General features: G+C 35.8%; 13 protein-coding genes. 4 read left to right on the plus strand and 9 right to left on the minus strand.

The features are described from left to right. Positions 1–64: 64 nt before the first annotated feature. Positions 65–2,710 carry an N-acetylmuramoyl-L-alanine amidase gene (locus ACZIX2_RS01255; protein WP_463338257.1) on the minus strand — a complete coding sequence of 882 codons (2,646 nt, stop codon included), beginning with the start codon at positions 2,708–2,710 and terminating at the stop codon, positions 65–67. Between the two features lie 275 nt (positions 2,711–2,985). Between ACZIX2_RS01255 and ACZIX2_RS01260 the strand changes: the two genes are divergently transcribed. The 3 genes from ACZIX2_RS01260 (at position 2,986) to ACZIX2_RS01270 (ending at position 8,657) form a co-directional block, all read left to right on the plus strand. Further along, complete coding sequence (locus ACZIX2_RS01260) at positions 2,986–6,417, plus strand: hypothetical protein (protein ID WP_463338258.1); 3,432 nt, start codon at positions 2,986–2,988, stop codon at positions 6,415–6,417. A 396-nt stretch (positions 6,418–6,813) separates the two neighbouring features. Further along, positions 6,814–7,371 carry a hypothetical protein gene (locus tag ACZIX2_RS01265; RefSeq protein WP_463338259.1) on the plus strand — a complete coding sequence of 186 codons (558 nt, stop codon included), beginning with the start codon at positions 6,814–6,816 and terminating at the stop codon, positions 7,369–7,371. 206 nt (positions 7,372–7,577) lie between these two features. Beyond that, positions 7,578–8,657: a glycosyltransferase gene (locus tag ACZIX2_RS01270; protein ID WP_463338260.1), complete on the plus strand. Its 1,080-nt coding sequence runs from the start codon at positions 7,578–7,580 to the stop codon at positions 8,655–8,657. Between the two features lie 153 nt (positions 8,658–8,810). On the opposite strand, the gene phoU is transcribed toward ACZIX2_RS01270, so the two are convergent. From phoU to ACZIX2_RS01310, 8 genes are all read right to left on the minus strand, one after another. Continuing rightward, the gene (gene phoU / locus ACZIX2_RS01275; protein ID WP_463338261.1) at positions 8,811–9,479 is read right to left on the minus strand and encodes a phosphate signaling complex protein PhoU; all 669 of its coding nucleotides are present in this window, start codon (positions 9,477–9,479) and stop codon (positions 8,811–8,813) included. A 94-nt stretch (positions 9,480–9,573) separates the two neighbouring features. Next, positions 9,574–10,332, minus strand: a complete 759-nt coding sequence (gene pstB / locus ACZIX2_RS01280; protein ID WP_463338262.1) for a phosphate ABC transporter ATP-binding protein PstB — start codon at positions 10,330–10,332, stop codon at positions 9,574–9,576. A gap of 114 nt (positions 10,333–10,446) precedes the next feature. After that, positions 10,447–11,394 (minus strand): phosphate ABC transporter permease PstA, encoded by a 948-nt coding sequence (gene pstA / locus ACZIX2_RS01285; RefSeq protein ID WP_463338263.1) that lies wholly within the window; start codon positions 11,392–11,394, stop codon positions 10,447–10,449. A 3-nt stretch (positions 11,395–11,397) separates the two neighbouring features. After that, positions 11,398–12,579 (minus strand): phosphate ABC transporter permease subunit PstC, encoded by a 1,182-nt coding sequence (gene pstC, locus ACZIX2_RS01290; protein ID WP_463338264.1) that lies wholly within the window; start codon positions 12,577–12,579, stop codon positions 11,398–11,400. 72 nt (positions 12,580–12,651) lie between these two features. Then, on the minus strand, positions 12,652–13,485 hold the full coding sequence (locus ACZIX2_RS01295) for a phosphate ABC transporter substrate-binding protein (protein ID WP_463338265.1): 834 nt from the start codon (positions 13,483–13,485) through the stop codon (positions 12,652–12,654). A gap of 167 nt (positions 13,486–13,652) precedes the next feature. Then, the gene (locus ACZIX2_RS01300; protein WP_463338266.1) at positions 13,653–14,945 is read right to left on the minus strand and encodes a porin; all 1,293 of its coding nucleotides are present in this window, start codon (positions 14,943–14,945) and stop codon (positions 13,653–13,655) included. Positions 14,946–15,158: 213 nt separating this feature from the next. Then, a complete protein-coding gene (locus ACZIX2_RS01305) occupies positions 15,159–16,253 on the minus strand; it encodes a sensor histidine kinase (protein WP_463338267.1) in 1,095 nt (364 codons plus the stop codon). 130 nt (positions 16,254–16,383) lie between these two features. Then, the gene (locus ACZIX2_RS01310) at positions 16,384–17,067 is read right to left on the minus strand and encodes a response regulator transcription factor (protein WP_463338268.1); all 684 of its coding nucleotides are present in this window, start codon (positions 17,065–17,067) and stop codon (positions 16,384–16,386) included. Positions 17,068–17,306: 239 nt separating this feature from the next. Between ACZIX2_RS01310 and ACZIX2_RS01315 the strand changes: the two genes are divergently transcribed. After that, positions 17,307–20,108 (plus strand): TonB-dependent receptor, encoded by a 2,802-nt coding sequence (locus ACZIX2_RS01315; protein ID WP_463338269.1) that lies wholly within the window; start codon positions 17,307–17,309, stop codon positions 20,106–20,108. Positions 20,109–20,285: the final 177 nt, after the last annotated feature.

The following is a 20,285-nucleotide window of genomic DNA, read 5'->3' on the forward strand; positions in this document are numbered from 1 at the left end:
AATAATAAAAAAGCTCAGGGTTTAAAAAAACAACTCTGAGCTTTTTATTTTATCCAATTTCCTGTTATTCTTTAATTACTTTCTTTGTGTAGCTGGTCCCATTGACTAAAGTAACTTTTACAAAGTACATCCCATTTTGTAACGCTTGAGTAGAAAATACAATTTCGGAATCATTTGCAAAATTTTTCAGTTCTTGAATCTCAACTATTTTCCCAGTGACATCCCAAAGTGCTACTTGAATAGATCCTTTGCTTTCAAGATTTAACTTTATGTTTAGCTGGTTTTGGAATGGATTAGGATAACATTGAATAATGGTATCCGCAATGAAATCTTTATTCTCCAAAGTAGCCCCAAACAGATATTGAAGCATCTTTTCTGTAAAACTGGCTATACTAGCTTTTGAAGCAGTCTCTAATGGAAAAGAAATATACACAACACCCCCGTCTTTAGTTCCCGCTCCAAATTTTCCCTTATATCCAACTCCACCTACTTTATTAGCGCCAGTATAATTCAATAAATTAGTAGCTCCAGTTACCGCGCTGATGTTATCTGGATAATCTTCTGGGTACACCTCTCCAAAAGGGATACTTATTCCTGCGAAATCCGAGTTAGCAATACCGGTTGCCGGAGTGTAGGTTTCATCTCCATCGTCAACATAATTAGCTTTTAGATAATTATTCATAAAATTCAAATCGTACTGAGCACGGGAAGAGTTTCCTACATTATAGGCTATTTCCGAACCTGAAATTAGTATCTTGCCACCTGCCTCTAAATAATTTTTAATCTTATTTTTTTCTGATGTACTAAAGGCCAAATCCACGCCAGAATCATCCCCTACAAACCAAACTACAAGTTGATAATCATTAAGATTTACTGTATCGTCTTCTATTTTTTCATTCGCAGCCGTGCTAATTTGAAGCTGTGCTTTGTCGCGAAGCCCCATAAAATAACTAGCTGCAAAAGAATGGGCATTACTAGTATAAGACCCTGAAGCTCTATCAAAAGCATCCACAATTAAAACTTTTGTACCTGTAGTATTGGCACTACGAGAATAAACATCACTTGCACCACTTTCAACTACTGGATTGGCACCATTTGGAACTACAGCTGTAAGTCTAAAATGGTGCACATTACCGGTTGGAACTACTTTAAATTGACTTTGATTCAAAGAAATAGAAGTTGTATTGGCTGATAAAGAAGTTTCATCAGCCGCTAATGCCCATTGCGTCATTGTATCATCTGTGGCATAATACAAACGATAACCCAATAAAGAAGGCTCTGTATTTGTCTTCCATGAAGCTTGAATTACTGTTCCATTTCCAGGATTGGTAACCGAAAAAAGTGTTGGTGCGGCTACTGTAGGTGTAATTTGTCCACCCGTGATACGAGATAGTATAGCATCCCATCTTTCAGGAGTTAAATTAGGGCAAGTCGTCGAGCTTACATCATTATGGCCATAAATTCCTTTGTCTCCATTATTGGCTCTTCTAACCTTTGGAATATTATTTCGATTACAAACATCAATTGCTAAATTAGCTAAAGCAGTCTGCATCTGTTGACTGTCCCACATAGATAAGTTTGTAGATAAAACCTCGTGTTCTACTCCTATACCATAATTATTATACTCACTAACCCCTTGAGTCCATGCTTTATTACTTTCCAGCACCACTTGAGTAATCTCGCCATTTGAATTTTTCACTATGTAATGTGAACTAGCCTGAGCATCTGGATTTTTAAACCAACTAATTGCTCCTTCATAAGTACCTGTAGCAATGTAGTGTATAAAATAATATTTGATGGCACCAGCTGGTCTACTACTAAAATTTACTGTAGTTAAATTCTGAATTGCTCCCGAATAATCAGATGTCACGGTTGACTTTGAGGTGCTTTTTTTGGGCAATTCAGCGTTTTGCTTTCCCAATTTTGAAAGCTGAACCTGCTGTCCTTTAATAGTAATTATTTCTTTCCAAAGTGAAACGGTTTTACTACCATTTTGAATCACTTCGAAAAATCGTAACGCTAATGATGCTTGTAATTCTTCCTCTTTTAATCCCGTCAAATCTTTGGTAGCTTCAAACCAATCTTCCACTTTTTTGGCTTTTCCATAGTTTTTTTGATAATGAGCCAATAAAGCAGCTCCTGCAAAAATATTAGCTTTAGCCTCTTGCTGAATCTGAATAACAGTGTAATTTGACAATGTACTAGCAAGACTAATTTGTTTTTGAAATGAATTTTCAATTAAACCCATTACCCCATAAGAACCATAGAAAGACGGTGCTGATTGTGCCCAATTGCTTTGTACTTGAGCCGTTGCCTTTAAAATTTCGACTGGCACTTTATATGCAAGTGCGGCCTCATCAAAATATTTTTCTAAAGTGGCTACAGAAGGATGCGGACGATTCAAAAATTCTAATTGTAGCTCGTCATTATGATGATGACCGTTATCATCATCTTTTGAAAGACTTAATTTTTCTGTCGCTTTTGATTGACTAATTTGAGACAGATAACTAGTCATGTCACGCTGCAAAAAGACCTCACCATTAGATTTTTTTATGATTTTAATGGGAGTTTTCACATAACGATCAGCTAAATCATATAACTCTTGATCTGTCTTCACAGGTTGACTTACCTGAGCAAATGATTGAAAAGACGCTATAATTCCTAAAAGAAAAAAAAAGGAATTTCGCCTAAAGGTAATTTTTACATTCATGATTGTAAGGTAATTATAGGTTTAGTTAATAAAACAAATATATATTAAATATATTTTTTTTCTGACTAAAAAAAATAAAATATTTTTAATTTAACTAATAAGATGCTACAACTTAATGATAAACTCAGAAAACAAGAATGACTTTAACCATACGACTAAATTTCTCCAATAAAGAAGTTTAAACTTTTAGATTAAAATAAGTAAGTATACCTATCGTAATTAGTATCCTATTCACTATTAAATACTACTTTTGAACATTGGACGTTATCGTAACTATGTGGAATAAAATTGTGCTTCTTGGAGTCTTCTTTTGGCTTTCTGGCGTCTACGCGCAGGAAAATCAGTCGTCCTATCGCACTAAAAAAATCCGTGTGACTACCGATACCATTTGGCTAGAAAAAACAAGTATCAATCCGAGTTTTTTTAAAATTACCACCAACAAAAAGGAGACACTTCCCACCGCAAACTACAGCGTAAATTTTGAAAAAGGCTATTTGTTGTTACAATCTCTTTCGACACTTACCGCCGAAGAACTAACGGTTCAGTACCTAAAGTACCCCGATTTTTTGACCAAAACCTACCAAGTCTACTCGGATAGTCTAGTGGTCAATAACGAGGCGCTGAAGGGCACTTTATATCAAATGACTGATACGAATCCCAAAAAAGCAACGCCTTTTGATGGGCTCAATACCTCTGGAAGCATCACGCGAGGAGTTACGGTGGGTAACAATCAAAACGCGGTGCTCAACTCAAATTTGGACTTACAAATCAGCGGTAAACTCTCAGACAAAGTCAGTATTAGCGCCTCGATTCAAGACAGTAATATTCCGTTACAAGATGGAGGCTATTCGCAAAGACTGGATCAGTTTGATAATATTTTTATGGAATTATACAGCAAAGATTGGAGAGTTCGTGGAGGCGATTTGTTTTTAGAAAATCGAACGTCTCAGTTGATGAATTTCAATAAAAAAGTACAGGGTTTGAGCACTCAATTCGATTGGGGTGACACCGAAAAACACACCAAAATAGAAGCTGCAATTGGTTTGGTCAGAGGACAATATGCTAGAAGTACCATTACGGGTCAAGAAGGCAATCAAGGGCCTTATAAACTCAAAGGCAATAATGAAGAAGCCTACGTATTGATCGTTTCGGGTTCGGAGCGCGTATATGTGAATGGTAATTTGCTAAAACGTGGAGAAAACAACGATTATGTGATGGATTATAACGCGGGAGAGTTGGTCTTTACGCCTTTATTTACCATCACTTCCGAAATGCGAATTGTAGTTGAATACCAATTTACAGACCAAAATTACACCCGAATTGTTGCCTATGGAGGCGGAATGCACGAGAACAAAAACTGGCGTTTTGGTAGTTATTTGTATTCCGAAAGCGACTTGAAAAACCAACCCGTACAACAAAGCTTGTCCAAAGAACAAGTTGCCATTTTACAAAATGCGGGCAATGATCCCAACAAAATGAATGCGCCATCGGCCTATGAAGATTCCTATTCTGAAAACAAAATTTTATATGAGAAAAAAAGCGTCAATGACATTGAATACTTTGAATTTTCGACCAATGACCAAGCCGTTTTGTACAATGTTCGCTTCAGCAAAATAGGGCCAAATCAAGGAAATTATCTCTTGAAAAACTCCGGAGCCATTGGCCGAATTTACGAATACGTAGCGCCCATCAACGGGATTTTACAAGGAGAATATGAGCCTACCATTCCGCTCATCGCTCCCAAAAAAATACAAATCGCCACTTTTTTAGGGCAATATCAGCCGAATGAAAAAAGCAGCACTGATTTTGAAATCGGTGTGAGCAACAACGACCAAAACTTGTTCTCGCGTCTTGATGACAATCAAAACAAAGGATTAGCCGCAAAACTCAACACCAAACAACGCTTGTTTACCGGAAAATGGAATTTGGATTTCATAGGCAATTACCTATACATAGCCGAAAGTTTCAAAACCGTAGAACGCTTGTTCAACATCGAATTCAATCGCGATTGGAATTTGGGCACCGCAACCACTGGTAACCAAAGCTTCTGGACTGCGGGCATCCAAAGCGAATGGAACCCAAACTACAAAGGAAAGCTAAAAGGTAATGCGTCTTATCAACTGGAAAAATTAGATTTTACCGATTCTTTTTCTGGTCAAAAACACCGCATAATGGCGCACTTCCAGCTTCCGAATTGGCGTTTTCAAAACCAAACCAGTGTACTCAAAAGCGACAATTTGTTGAGCACTTCTAATTTTGTTCGCCAACAAACCCAAGTCCGTTTTCACAAAAAGAAAAATTGGGTGGGTGCTACCTTCCGCTTAGAAGACAACCAAGAGAAAATCAAGAACACCCAAAGCTTCACGCCCATCAGTCAGCGTTTTTCAGAGATAGGAGGATTTGCAGGTCGCGGCGATAGTACCAAAATTTTCGTGGCTTTGGGATATTTACAAAGAGCCAACGATAGTATTCAAAATGGCGTCTTACAACGCGTCAATCATTCGCAAACCTTTAGCTTAAAATCAAAAGTCTTTCAAACTGCCAAAAGCGATTTGTCTGTCTTTGCCAATTATCGCGTCTTGGAATACACCAATAACTCGGCACAAAAAGAGCCTTCACTCAATTCGAGAGTGGTCTATAACGACCGTTTTTGGAAACAATTAATACAAAGCACCACCGCTTATGAAACCAATTCGGGCTCAATTGCCCAACAAGAATTTACCTTTTTAGAAGTCAATGCGGGTCAAGGAGTGTACGCTTGGAACGATTACAACGGCAACGGCATTCAAGAATTACAAGAATTCGAAATCGCGCCTTATCCTGATTTGGCCAAATTCATTCGCGTGTTTTTGCCCAACCAAATCTTTATCAAAACCCATCAAAATAAGTTTTCGCAATCCCTAATCATTAACCCAAACCAATGGCAAAACGAAAAAGGACTCAAAAAAACAGCCTCCTATTTTTACAACCAAACCTCGTTTATTATGGACCGAAAAATTAAAAACGAAGGCGGTAATTTCGATTTGAATCCGTTTGGAAGCCCGAAAGATGATGTTTTGGGACTCAACTCCGTTTTCAGAAACAGCTTATTTTTCAATCGAGGCAAACAAAAACACTCGGTCACTTACACCTATTTGCAAAACAAGTCCAAGAGTTTATTGTCCAATGGCTCACAGGAAAACAGCAATGCCTCACACCAATTGCAATACCAACATTTGTTTCAAAAAAGTTGGTTGCTGAACTTCTTTACCAAAACATTAGCAACCGCCGTGGTTTCCGAAAATTATGCTGAGAAAAATTTCGACATCAAAGGCTACCAAATCGCCCCAAAAATCAGCTATTTGTTTTCTAAAAACGCCAGTTGGGAATTGTTTTATGAGTTCCAACACAAAGAAAACCAACTCGCACAAGCCGAAACCTTGCAACAAAACCGATTGGGAACCGCCTTCAGTTATGCGCGCAACGCCAAATTCACTCTCAACGGCGAACTCTCTTTTTATCAAAATCAATTCGATGGCAATGCACAATCGGCCGTGGGTTTCCAAATGCTCGAAGGCTTACAAACCGGACAAAATCTCACTTGGCGTGTGTTATTACAAAAAAATATCACCCAATTTCTCGACATTAATTTCAACTACCAAGGCCGCAAAAGCGAAACCAGCGCCGCCATTCACACCGGAAATGTGCAGTTAAGAGCTTATTTTTAGGACAGCTATAAATTGTTAAAACATATAAGTCATTCAATTTTTTATTGACTTTTTGAACCATATAAGGAATTTAAGGGCATATAAGACCCCAAATTACGCAATGTTCGCAAAGAATAATTGGCTGTTTAAATGATTAAACTTATCTGACTAATATGTTAAAAATTAAACAATTAGGAGAGCCAACAAAAGGCTTTTTCAGCCATCAGGGATTCCTGCTATCCACTATATCTCTTGTCTTGTTGTAAGGACAAGACAAGAGGATGCCGTTCCTATCAGGACTAAAAGCAAAATTTAGGCCTTCTTAGCAACAGTAATACTAAGATTTTTAGAACTTTACACGCATATCCAAAAAAAATTAGTAGCTTTAGTACTCCATTAATTTAAAACCCTAAAACTATGAAAAGAATACTGATTTTATGTTTCTTGTTTATCGCGTCCAACACCATTTTCGCTCAAGAAACAGCCACCAAAAAGAAAACTACACAAGCTAAAACAGAAGTTTCTGCTGCCGAAAAAGAAGCCAAACAAAAAGCAGCCAACGAAAAAAGAAAAGCAACCATAGCCGCCAAAAAAGAAGCTGAAGCACAAGCCACTGAAGCTAAAGCAGCCAAACAACAAGCCGCAAACGAGAAAAGAAAAGCAACTATAGCTGCCAAAAAAGCTGCCGCCGAAAAAGAAACCGCTGACAAAGAAGCCAAAAAAGCAACTGCAGCAGCCAAATCCGAAAAAAGTAAGACCGAAAAAGCAGTAACAGAGAAAACTACCAAAACCAAAAAAGAAGCTACAACTACCAAAAAATCAGCCGAGGTTAAACTCAAAGAAACTACCGAAAAAGCACCAAAAACTCCAGACAAAGTAACGGGTGAATACAACGGAAAAAAAGTTTATACTGGTCCAAGAGGCGGAAGATACTACATCAACAAAAACGGGAATAAAACCTACATCCAAGATTAGCCAACAAGCTATTTATAATTTAACCCAGATTGTGCTTTAGAATTCTAAAAAAGATTCTAGGCTAAAAAAACTGACTAAAACACATGACGTGCAATTAGTCAGTTTTTTTAATGGCGAAATTTAAACATTTCATAATAGTTTGAAAACTCCAAAAAAAAAGGATCTGGCTACCTTGCCATGTTAGAAATTCATAATTTTGAAACGAAATGGCTATAGACACCTCCTCCAAAAATATTTTAATCGCTCCTTTAAACTGGGGCTTAGGCCACGCAACACGGTGTATTCCTATCATTAAAGCATTACAAGAGCATAATTTCATACCCATTATTGCCTCTGATGGCGATGCATTAGCTTTGTTAAAAAAGGAATTTCCATACATTCAAACCCTCGAACTGCCTTCGTACCAAATTGAATATGCCAAGAAGGGTAAAAACTTCAAATGGAAACTCTTACAAAGCTTACCCAAAATGCTCCAAGCGATACATAAAGAAAACAAATTGGTACAAAAATGGATTAAAAAATATGCTATTGAAGGTGTCATTTCAGACAATCGCCTTGGGGTGTATAGCGCCAAAGTACCTTCCGTTTTTATTACCCATCAATTGAAAGTATTAACTGGCAATACAACCGGGTTAACCACCAATTTACATCAAAGAATCATAAAAAAATATGTGCAATGCTGGGTGCCCGATGTCAAAGAAAATCCTAACCTTAGTGGAGAATTGGGCCATATCAATCACGGTAAATTCCCCATCCAATACATTGGTCCGCTAAGTCGATTACACAAAAAAGATCTTGAAAAACAATACGATTTAATGGTAATCCTTTCTGGTCCTGAACCGCAAAGAAGCCTATTAGAACAAAAACTCGCCGATGAGATGAATCGTTTTTATGGCAAAGTTGTTTTCATTAAAGGAGTCATCGAAAAAAAACAAATCAAAGAAACTATTGGCAATGTAACCTACTACAATTTCATGACTACCCGCCAATTAGAACAAGCCTTTAACGAAAGTGAACACATTCTTTGTCGCTCGGGGTATACCACCATCATGGACTTGGCCAAATTAGGCAAAAAAGCCTTTTTCATCCCTACCCCTGGACAATACGAACAGGAATATTTGGCCGTAAAATTAGACCAAGACGGTAGTGTTCCTTATGCCAACCAAGAGGATTTTAACATTACTATGTTAAGCAAAATCGAACAGTATCAGGGCCTATCAAATTATGAAGTCGCTGTGGATTGGCAAACCCTTTTTACTGTTTTTGATACCAAAGCGCCGCTTTGATTTTTGATCTTTGTGGCATTAAATTAAAAAACCACATAAAGCATTTTCCTTTGAATAGCATTGGAATCAATTGAAAACAACTTTATATGGCATGAAAAATTACCTAGTCATTGAAAAAACTTTGGTAATGGGTTACGATTAAATATTCAATAATTACTCTTCGCTGGGAAGGTCAAATTTTTCGTGTTTTATAATCTTAGAATGAACCATAAAATACACAGATTCTGCGATATTGGTACAATGTTCTGAAATGCGTTCCAAATGTTTCAACACCATTACTAAATTGGTTCCGGAAACGACTACTTTGGAATGCGACTTCATTTCTGCAATAATAGCGTGAATCGTATCGTCAGTTTTGCTTTTAATTCCTTTGTTTAAAAGAAAAATCTCTCCAATAGTATTTTCTTCATTGGTTTGAAAACATTCGTTGGTCTTTGCTGTAATCAATTCAATTTCGCGCGCCAAACCTTCCACTTCAAACTTAGCAATCAAATCGTGTTTATCTTTAATACTTTTGGTTTTCTTAATGATACTCAAAGACAAATCACCAATTCGTTCAAACTCGTTGCTGATTTGCATGGCCGACATGATAAACCTTAAATCTGAAGCCAACGGTTGTTGCAAAGCAAAAATATTTTGACAAATTTCATCGATTTTAATATCAAGTTTGTCTATACGTTGTTCTGTTTTCTTTACTTCTTTGTTAGCAATGGGCTCTGATAAGATTGCTTTTGTAGCTTCCCCAACTTGGATTTCGGCCAAATTCCCGATTTTTATGATAATATCTCTTAGCTTCTCTAACTCTAATTCGAAATGTGTCATTTTATTTGTTTTTTAAATAAGACCAACTCTAGGTGTAGACGGTATAAGCAATTTAAAACATGAAATTATTACTTCAATTTCGTTTTTTATAACCTTATCCAAATCTTCCTGTGATATAATCTTCGGTTTGTTTTTTTTCAGGTTTGGTAAAAATATCTTTAGTTTTACCCATTTCGATCAATTCTCCCATATAGAAAAAAGCAGTGTGATCACTTGTTCTCGCTGCTTGTTGCATGTTATGAGTCACAATAATAATGGTGTATTGCTCTTTTAATTCATGTAACAGTTCTTCTATTTTTGAGGTAGATATTGGATCGAGTGCACTCGCAGGTTCGTCCATTAAAATGATATCAGGATTTACAGCCAAAGTTCTTGCAATACAAAGACGTTGTTGTTGTCCTCCAGAAAGCCCCAAAGCGGAATCGTCCAAACGATCTTTTAGTTCATTCCAAATAGCTGCTTGACGTAACGAGGTCTCCACAATTTCATCCAATTGCGACTTATCCTTTATCCCATTTATTCTTGGGCCATATACAATATTCTCGTAAATCGACTTAGGGAATGGGTTTGATTTTTGAAAAACCATTCCTATCTTTTTTCTAATATTTACAACATCAACATTTTTATCATAAATATCTACCCCTTCCACTAATAATTCACCTGTAATTTTCACCTCTGGAATCAAATCATTCATACGGTTTATACACCTCAAAAAAGTTGATTTACCACAACCAGAAGGTCCAATCAAAGCCGTTACCTTATTCTCTGGAATTTGCATCGAAATCTCTTTTAATGCTTTTTTTTCTCCATAATATAACGATAAATCTTTGACACTTATTTTTGTATGTTTCATAACATTGTTTAATTCGAATTTTAAATATATTGAGGTGCACTTCCCCTCTGAGCTAATAATGTTCCCATGGAACGTGTTGTTCTACTTTGCTAATCCTCCACTTAGAAAAAAACGTTACGATTTTGCTCTTCTTCTGATTCTGGAACGAATAAGCACGGCAACTAAATTTAGTGACAAGGTAAGCAATAATAAGACTAAAGTCGTGGCAAATTGTATTGGCATGGTCTTTTCCACATCGGAGGATTGTGTTGACATGATGTAAATATGATACCCTAAATTCATAAACTGATCACTCAACGAACCTGGTAATGACGCCAAATAATAAGCCGCCCCTGTAAATAGTATGGGTGCAACTTCACCCGCACCACGACTAATGGCTAAAATGGTACCGGTCATCACTCCTGATACCGATCCAGGTAACACCACATTTTTGATGGTCTCCCATTTGGTTGCTCCTAAAGCTAAACTAGCTTCACGCAATTCTCTTGGGATGGTTTTTAAGGCTTCTTCTACCGACACAATAATCACCGGAAGGGTTAATAAAGACATGGTCAAACTCGCCCAAAGAATATTGGGTTGCCCCCAACGTAATGCCCCACCATTAAAAACCGTATCAGCCCCTGTGCCTACAAATTGAATAAAAAAGCCCAATCCAAAAAGTCCAAAAATTATTGAAGGTACTACGGCTAAAGTACGTATCGAAAAACGAACGGCTGCGGCAAATTTTGACTTCTCGCTGGCATATTCTGTAAGATATAAAGCGGTAATCGTTCCAAAGGGTACTGCCGCAATTGACATCAGGATAACTAACAAAAAAGTACCTATCAGAGCAGGAAAAATTCCACCTTCAGTCATTCCATTGGTTGGAAAAGACACTATAAAATCCCAAGAAAACTTTGTTCTTGCTTGATAGACAATAATTCCTAAAATCACTATAAGAATAGCAATTATTAAAATAACGGCCAATTGGGTGATACCAATAATAGTTTTGCCTTTAACATCTTTTTTAGAATTCAGGGCATTCAAATAAAGGCTTTCTATTGAGGTTGTAGATTTCTCCATAATTTATTTTCCTTGAAATTTTTTGATCAACTTGCCTTTTACATAAAACTCTGCAATGGCATTCAAAGCAAAAGAGAAAATAAAAAGTAAGGATCCTATAAAAAACAAAACACTATAATGGGTTTCCCCAAAAACCGTTTCGGCCATTTCCGAACCAATAGTTGCGGCAAACGTACGGACACTTTCAAAAGGGTTGGTAGATAACAATGCGGCATTACCCGTTGCCATCAAAGCAATCATTGTTTCGCCAAACACCCTTCCAATTCCTAGTAACAACGCTGCAAAAATTCCAGGTGTAGCCGCAGGTAAAATTACCCTAAAAGCCGTTTGCGCTTTGCTAGCCCCCAAGGCCAAACTTGCTTCATTGTACGTTTTAGGTACTGCCGAAAGGGCATCCTCTGCTATAGTATAAATAATTGGAATTGCTGCCAATGCCATGGCTACTCCACCTATAAAAGCATTTAAACGGGAAGCATACCCAAACATATTTTGAAAAAAAGTAGCCAAAACCATCAAGGCAAAAAATCCAATCACAACCGATGGGAAAGCCGCTAGCATTTCTATGATGGGTTTGATGATTTCCTTTCTTCTTTTGGAAGCAAAACATGAGGTATAAATTGCCGCCAAAATAGCCAAGGGTCCTGCAATCAACATAGCGATAATAGTCACTTTTAAGGTTCCCACAAGTAAAGCAATCAATCCAAAACGAGGATTATCCGATACAGGAACCCATTCTGTAGACACAAAAGTACTCCAAGTTTTATGAGCTCCATCCTGATTTTGTTCTGTTTTCTGAGCTTCTGTCTCAGCACCTACAGTGAGTTTTTCAATGGGTTCACCGTACGTTTCTGGCTCAAGAGTTTCGGCTTTGGAGTCCTCTGCAGTAGGAGTCAAATCTTCTACTGGCTCACCATACGTTTCAGGGGTCAAATCTTCGGTGGGTGCACCATAAGTTTCGGGTTGTGAGGTAGTGGTTACTTGAGTTTCTGTTTTCGTTGCTTCTTTTGCAGTACTAAAAAGGGGTAACGACTCTTTGAAAACAAAAATAAAAATTAAGAAAATAATAGCGATAGATAAGAACGCTATGGAAGAGATTACCTTTTCGGCTAAAAATTCAGACCAGCGGAATTGTTTTTTTAGATTTTCAGGGGTAAAACTAGAATTCGCAGGGTAAGAAGAATTCATATGTGTATTTTAAAATTCAATAGAATAAAACTCCCTTCTGCTTAAAGCGAAGGAAGTTTTGATTTTAATAGCTTATTTTACTGGGTAGTAGCCCACTTCAACAATTACCTTTTGTCCTTCGGCACTCAAAATCCAGTCGATGAATTTTTTAGTTTCTCCAGTTGGTTTTTCCTTCAAATACATAAACAAGTATCGAGAAATTGGATACGTTTTATTTTTGATCGTTGCTGCCGTTGGCAAAACACCTTTACTGTTGGCATCTTTTTTTACTTTACAATCTTTTACGCCCTCAGCATAAGCTGCACCACCGTATCCAATACCAAATTTGTCTTTTTTCACCGCATTTATTATAGCCGCAGTACCTGGCAAAGTCTGACATGTAGGTGCAAAATCAGATTTTACTACATGCTCTTTAAAAAATTCAAAAGTTCCAGAACTGCTTTCTCTTCCATACAATTGGATTTTAGCGTCTGGTCCACCCACTTGTTTCCAATTGGTTATTTTTCCAGAAAAAATGGCTCCTAATTGCTCAATAGACAACTCATTTACAGGGTTGGCTTTGTTTAGAAAAACTGACAATCCGTCTTTAGCACAAGCAATTTGAATACTGCTTTTGTTGTATTTCGCTTTAATTTTTTCTAATTCAGCAGGTTTAATAGGACGACTTGAATTGGCGATATCTGTAGATCCATTAATCAAAGCGGCGATACCAACTCCTGATCCACCTCCAGTTACTTGAATAGTGGTTCCGGGATTTTTCTTCATATAAAGTTCTGCCCATTTTTGGGATAAGATCACCATGGTATCAGAACCTTTTACAGTAATTTTAGTAGCCATTGTGAATGAAAATCCAACTACTGCAATAATTGCTAACGCAACCGCTAATTTTAATTTTGTTTTATACATTTTTTAAAGTTTATTTAATTTTAGGGCAAAAGTAGAGGGTCAATATTAACTCTGTGTTAAGGCAACATTATTCAATCTTTATACTTTAAAAAAAACAAACTAGTATTACAAAACAAAGAGAGACCAATTACTTGATCTCTCTCTGTCCTTATAACTTGTATCGTGTTCTAGAAATTAAATTGAGCTTGTAAACGCAACAAACTTCCTTGTTGTCTGTTGTTTGGTAGCGCACTGTCTTCAAATCTTCTGTCTGAAACCACCCATTCTGCCACAAATTCAAAATTATCTATTGGTTCCCATTCTAATCCAAATTCATATTCTCTTACTACATAACTACGGGCATCTTTTTCAAATTTTTTACCACCATCATAGTATTGAAATTTGGCAAAAGGATATAACAATTGATTTTTCGGTAAATCCCATTTGTAGTTAAGGGTAACATATCCCCCTTCCAAATCAGAAACTTGAACACTATTGGTTAATTTATCATAGCGAGGACCTCTACCAATATTGTACTCTGTTTGAATCCCGAATGGTTTAGGATACAATACAAATGTTGCTCCTACACGCTGATCCGTGGTTTGTAATTTATTAGGAGTATTCACCCCAGAAGACAATTCATTTGTAAACGCCCACTTACCTGTGTAAGCTTGCAACCCTGGCTCGATTATCTGACTACCAATAACAAAAGGATAAGTAATTCTAGATACCACGTGTAAATTTCTATTCCCTTCTGTCTTGTTTGCCCCTTGACCATTATATACTCCAAAACCAAAAACCCCATAATCTCCAGAACCTTTTAATCCTTCTTTGATTAACATGGTAAAACGCTCACGAACATGAGCTGGAGCCCAATAAAAGAAAACCCCTAAATCACGCTCATTGGCAGCCGCACTATTTATGGCATCATTACGGTCTAAAGTTAAACGGTTTTGACTGGATTGCATGTTTTCAAATCCGTAAGGAATTTTACTTTGACCTATTCTAAAACGATACTCTCTTTTTTTATCCAAAGACAAATCAAAATAAGCATCACGTAATTGACCAAAATGATTGTTTCCTGAACCTGCTGAACTAGCAAAATCGGGCTGAATATACAAATACACATTAGGATGTACTTGACCTGAAAATACTAAACGAGTACGTCTTAAGAATAATCCATTATTGGCTTTTGCATCTGGCGCGGTAGAAGTAGTTCCCCAAGATTTATCACATTGATCGCAGGAAACTTTATCGTTGGTAGAAAACAAACCATTGTAACGCACTTGCACATACCCTCTTAATCCTATAGTGTTATACCAACTGGCTTTTTTAGGTTTGGCTTTCTCCTCAGCAATTTTTGCATTGTTTATCGAGTCCAAAACATGCATTACTGCTTTTTTAATTTCTTCTTTTTTTACCTCTTGAGCACTTGTTACAAAACACCCCATTGATAACATTGCCAATAAAATTTTTCTCATTTTTTTTGTATGATTTATTTTGTTGCAAATGTCCGAGTGTAATGTTAAGATAACGTTAACTCAATATTATGAAGGTGATAAATTATCATTAAATATGATGAACTGATTTTTTCAGAAAATTATTTCGGTGTAATTTAGATGGTTTTTTTACATTATTAAAAATAAGTACTAAACCGCACCATATCAAGGGGATTTATTTAAATAAACTTTTTACTATACCGCCTTTGAGCCATTTTTTTTAGGTTTTGCTTTAACTAAAGTAAATGAGAATTCTGATCCAACCCCATATTCACTTTCTACATAGATCTTCTCTTTATGAGCTTCAACGATATGTTTTACTATAGAAAGTCCTAATCCAGATCCCCCTTCGGCACGAGAACCACTTTTGTTAACGCGAAAAAATCGTTCAAAAAGTCGAGGAATATATTGCTGCTCAATCCCTTCTCCATTATCTGTAATTCGAATCAACACTTTCTTGTTGGTCAAGTTAACAATAGCCACTTCTGTAACACCTCCTGTTTTCCCATACTTTATCGAATTAACCAAAAGATTCTCTAAAACTTGCTGTATACGATCTTTATCTGCATAAACAAAAATGGGTTGTATGAATTGATTCTCAAAAGTCAAGGTGATTTTCTTTTTATCGGCTTTCATTTCGAGTAAATCAAACACGTTTTGAATCAAATCGACAATATCAAAATTTGAAAACTCCAAATTCAAGTCACCGGATTCTAATTTGGTAATCATGTCGAGGTCCTCTACAATATAAATCAAACGTTCCACTCCTTTATCGGCTCTTTTCAAATACTTCTTTCGTACCGATTTGTCGTCTATTGCTCCATCAAGTAAGGTGGACAAATAGCCTTGTACCATAAATAATGGGGTTTTCAATTCGTGGGAAACGTTCCCTAGAAATTCACGACGGTACGCTTCTCTTACTTGCAACATTTCAATTTGCATTTTTTTATCAGTAGCAAACTTTTTTACTTCTCGGGTGAGCGTTTCCATATCGGTAGTTACCGGTTGATTGACAAAAGAGGTGGATTCTAACAAAGACACATCGTCATATATCTTTTTTACCCTTCGATAAATAAACCGCTCTACTCGATATTGAATGATGAGAAAAGAAAAAACATAACACCCTACAAAAGCAATCAAAGCAAAGGATAAAATAATCTGAGAAGAAGGCTTAAAAAAAGCTTGCAACAAAATGGCTGAAGCCATAGCTACAAACAAACTAACATATAAAGCCGATTTAAAAGCAAAAGTATAGGTCTTTTTAAAGTTAATTTTTACAGTATTGCTCATTTCTAATATGGAATTTATAATGGTAAAAGTATAGAACTATTCTAAAAACAAAAAATCACAAATCTCATTCCTATCAAGGAAATAAATTTGTGATTGCTTTTATAAGGGATAGCGTAAATTAAACTATGTTTTATTTTTCAAATTTATACCCAACCCCTTTGATGGTTTTGAATAGATCTTCGCCTATTTTTTCTCGTAACTTCCTAATGTGTACATCGATGGTTCTACCGCCAACTACTACTTCATTCCCCCATACTTTATCTAAAATTTCATCACGTTTAAAAACTTTTCCGGGTTTAGAGGCCAAAAGATAAAACAATTCAAACTCTTTTCTGGGCAAAGCAATTTCGAGATTGTCTTTGATGATTTTGTATTCTTCTCGATTGATTTCGATGCCGCCCACATTAAGGTTTTCTGTTTGCTTCTCGTCTTCCTTAAGTCTTCGTAATAACGCTTTGACTTTGCTCACCAACAATTTAGGCTTAATTGGTTTGGTAATATAATCGTCGGCTCCAGCGTCAAAACCGGCTACTTGAGAATAATCTTCGCTTCTTGCTGTTAGGAAAGTAATAATTACATGGTTTAATTCGGGAATTTTACGGATATTTTCGCAAGCTTCCATGCCGTCCATTTCGGGCATCATTACATCCATAATAATCAGATCAGGCAACTCTTTTTTAGCTTTAAGAATGGCTTCTTTACCATTACTTGCAGTAACAATTTGATATCCTTCTTGTGATAAATTATATCCCACAATTTCTAAGATATCCGGTTCGTCGTCAACTAGTAAAATTTTAGTATTTCTTTTTTTCATAAAAAAGGGTATGTTTTATTAAAAACCAATCAAATTTAGGCTTTTATATATTTAAAATCTAATAAAAGGTAGTAAATGTAACCATAAACTAGTCATATAAAAAAGCAAGAATTTATGACTTAACTTTAATTTAATATCTTAACCTTGCTGTAACAGTAATAAAATAGTTTGTTAATATTTGAATAACATCGTTTTTACAAGCAGGTCTTTATTTTGCACCCAACAAACAAAGACAACACATGAAATTAAAATTTTTAATCCTAACCTTATTAATAAGTGTTATAGGATTTTCTCAAAACAAGGGAACTATTATTGGCACTGTTACTGACAAAGACGCCAATAATCAATCGCTACCTTTTGCAAATGTAACTTTAAAAGGAACAAAAATTGGTGTCAACACGGATATTGAAGGCAAATATAGTCTGAGCGCTCAAGCAGGGAATTATATCCTTCAATTTAGTTTTGTTGGATACGAATCGGTTGAAGTACCCGTGACCATCAAAGCCAATGAAACCATCACTATTAACAAAACTCTTGGATCAGGTAGTTACAAACTAGACGATGTGGTGATAAAAGCTACCGCACCAAATAGAGAAAAAGAAACCGCTTTGTTATTAGAACAAAAAAATGCGGTAGTTATCAAACAAAGTATTGGTGCACAAGAAATGGCTCGTAAAGGAGTGAGCGATGTTGAAGAAGGATTAACCAAAATTACAGGAATTTCTAAAGTAGGTTCAAGAGGACTTTTTGTTAGAGGACTTGAAGATCGTTACAACAATCTATTAATAAATGATTTGGCTGCACCTACGAATAATCCTTTCAAAAAAATCATTCCTCTTGATTTATTCCCCACAGATATTGTTAGTGTAATTGATGTGTACAAAACCTTTAACCCAAATTTATATGGAGATTTTGCAGGTGGTACCTTCAATATTGGAACTTCAAAAGGAAATAAAAGTATCACAAAGATCAGTATTGGCACTGGCTATACAACCAACAATAATTTACGCGAATTTCTTATTTCCAAAGACGCAAATGGAACCAAAGGATTTTTTGGTTTAACTGGAAAAGACAGGGCATTACCAGGATTTTTAGGTGGGGTACCCGCAAGTTATACTTTTACACCGCAACAATCTTTAGAATATTTTACGAGCGGTTTTGATGTGGCCTCTTCAAAAAGTCCATTAAATATGAGTATCGGTCTACTTCACTCAGAGAAATTTAACTTAAACAATAGTGCAAAATTTTCGTATCTTTTATCTTTGAATAGCGACAATAGCTTTACTTATAGAAATGGTATTGAAAGAAATTTCATAAACAATCAGTCAGGTTTTGTATATAGAAATGATTTTATCAATACAGAGTACCGCTATAAAACCTCTACTTCTTCGTTATTGGGTTTAAATTATGCATCGGATAGACTCAATTTGACTTGGAATAATTTTTATATTAGAACAACAGAAAACTTAATTAAAGATCAATTTGGTTTTGCCGATTTGACAACCAACAACAACAAAACCCTAATAAGAACCAATCAATTGGATCAATCCAATTATTTTAACTCGCAATTATTAGGAGAATATGCCTTAACAAAAGACAATAATCAAACGCTAAAAGCTGGAGGCTCTTTTGCCAAAACATCGTACCAACAACCTGATAGAAAATTCTTTTCTGGAACCCTTACAGGTGATAATCTTTTGACCTCCATTGCAGGTAACAACTTCATCAAACAATATTTAGACATTAATAGTGATATTTATCTGTCAGGTTTAATGGAATATAATTTGAAATTTGGTAAGGAGGAAAAACAAAATAAAGTTAGCATTGGATATAATGGTAGCGCTTCATTAATGCAATCATCCTACCGATTTATTGCTCCTGTTAATAATTTTACACCTAACAGTTTCAATGTTCCTCTAAAAAGTTTAGATGCAACATTAAACAACTATTTGGAGCAAAATGCCTTTGCTTTTAGAGAAAGTTCGAATGCTACTTACAAAGCAAAATTGAGAGACTTATCCAATGCAGGTTATGCGAACGTATTACTTAAATTTGGGGACAAATGGGAAGTTAACGGAGGGCTTAGAGGCGAATATACTTTAAGAGAAACCAAGTACAGATTACAAGGTTCATTTCAAGATCCATATGAAATAGTTACAAAAAACAAGCTATACATTTTACCCTCTTTAAACGTAAAATATGGAGTAACCGAAAATGCTAATTTGCGTTTTACAGGAAGCAAAACCTACACAAGACCCGTTATCATGGAAGCATATCCAATTGAATATGTTAATCCAGATGGTACATCGACAAGAGGTAATCCCTTTTTAGTAAATAGTGACAATATAAACTATGATGCCAAGTTTGAATTATTTCCAACTGCAAAAGAAATGTTTGCCGTAGGTATATTTGGTAAAAATTTGCAAAATCCAATAGAAAGAACTTTTATTGCTAACGCAGCAAACGCAACCATTACTACTTATCTTAATTCTCAAAAAGCGAATATTTACGGTGTTGAATTAGAATTCCTGCTAGACGGTGCTAGAGTAAACGAAGCACTTCAAGACTTCTCATTTGGTTTTAACACTTCATTAATGACAACTAAAGTAATAGTGAGCCCAGTTACAGTAAATCCTGATGGAAGTGTAATAAATTCTATTGAAACACACAAAACAAGAGATTTACAAGGTGCTTCAAAATGGTTAATCAACTCCGACTTAAAATATCAGTTTTCTATTAATGAAAAATGGGAAAATACGTTATCATTAGTATATGGTGTTTTTGGAAAAAGAATATATGCTGTTGGAACAGGAGGATTGGATCATATTTATGAATTACCTGTACAACAATTAGATTTTGTTTGGGGAAGCAAACTAAACGATCATTTTGATGTGAAATTTGTAGCCAACAATTTGTTTAATCCTTACATCAAATTTGAACAAGGTACCAATGGAACTTCTCCTATAGCAGAACCTTCAAACCTAATTTCGAGTTACAAAAGAGGTGTTGGCTTTTCTTTAAATTTAAGCTATACTTTTTAAAAAAATATTGTGAAAATACCAAAAAACCGGTTCTTACCGGTTTTTTTTGTACAGCAAATTACTCGAATGCCATCTTTAACGGTTGAAAGTAGAAGTATTTGAAAAAGTTTGGCCAAATCTAATGTCCGAAAATGATTGATTAAGCATTTCTAACACGTTAACCCATTTTTAATTTTC

Source organism: Flavobacterium riviphilum, from assembly GCF_055231795.1.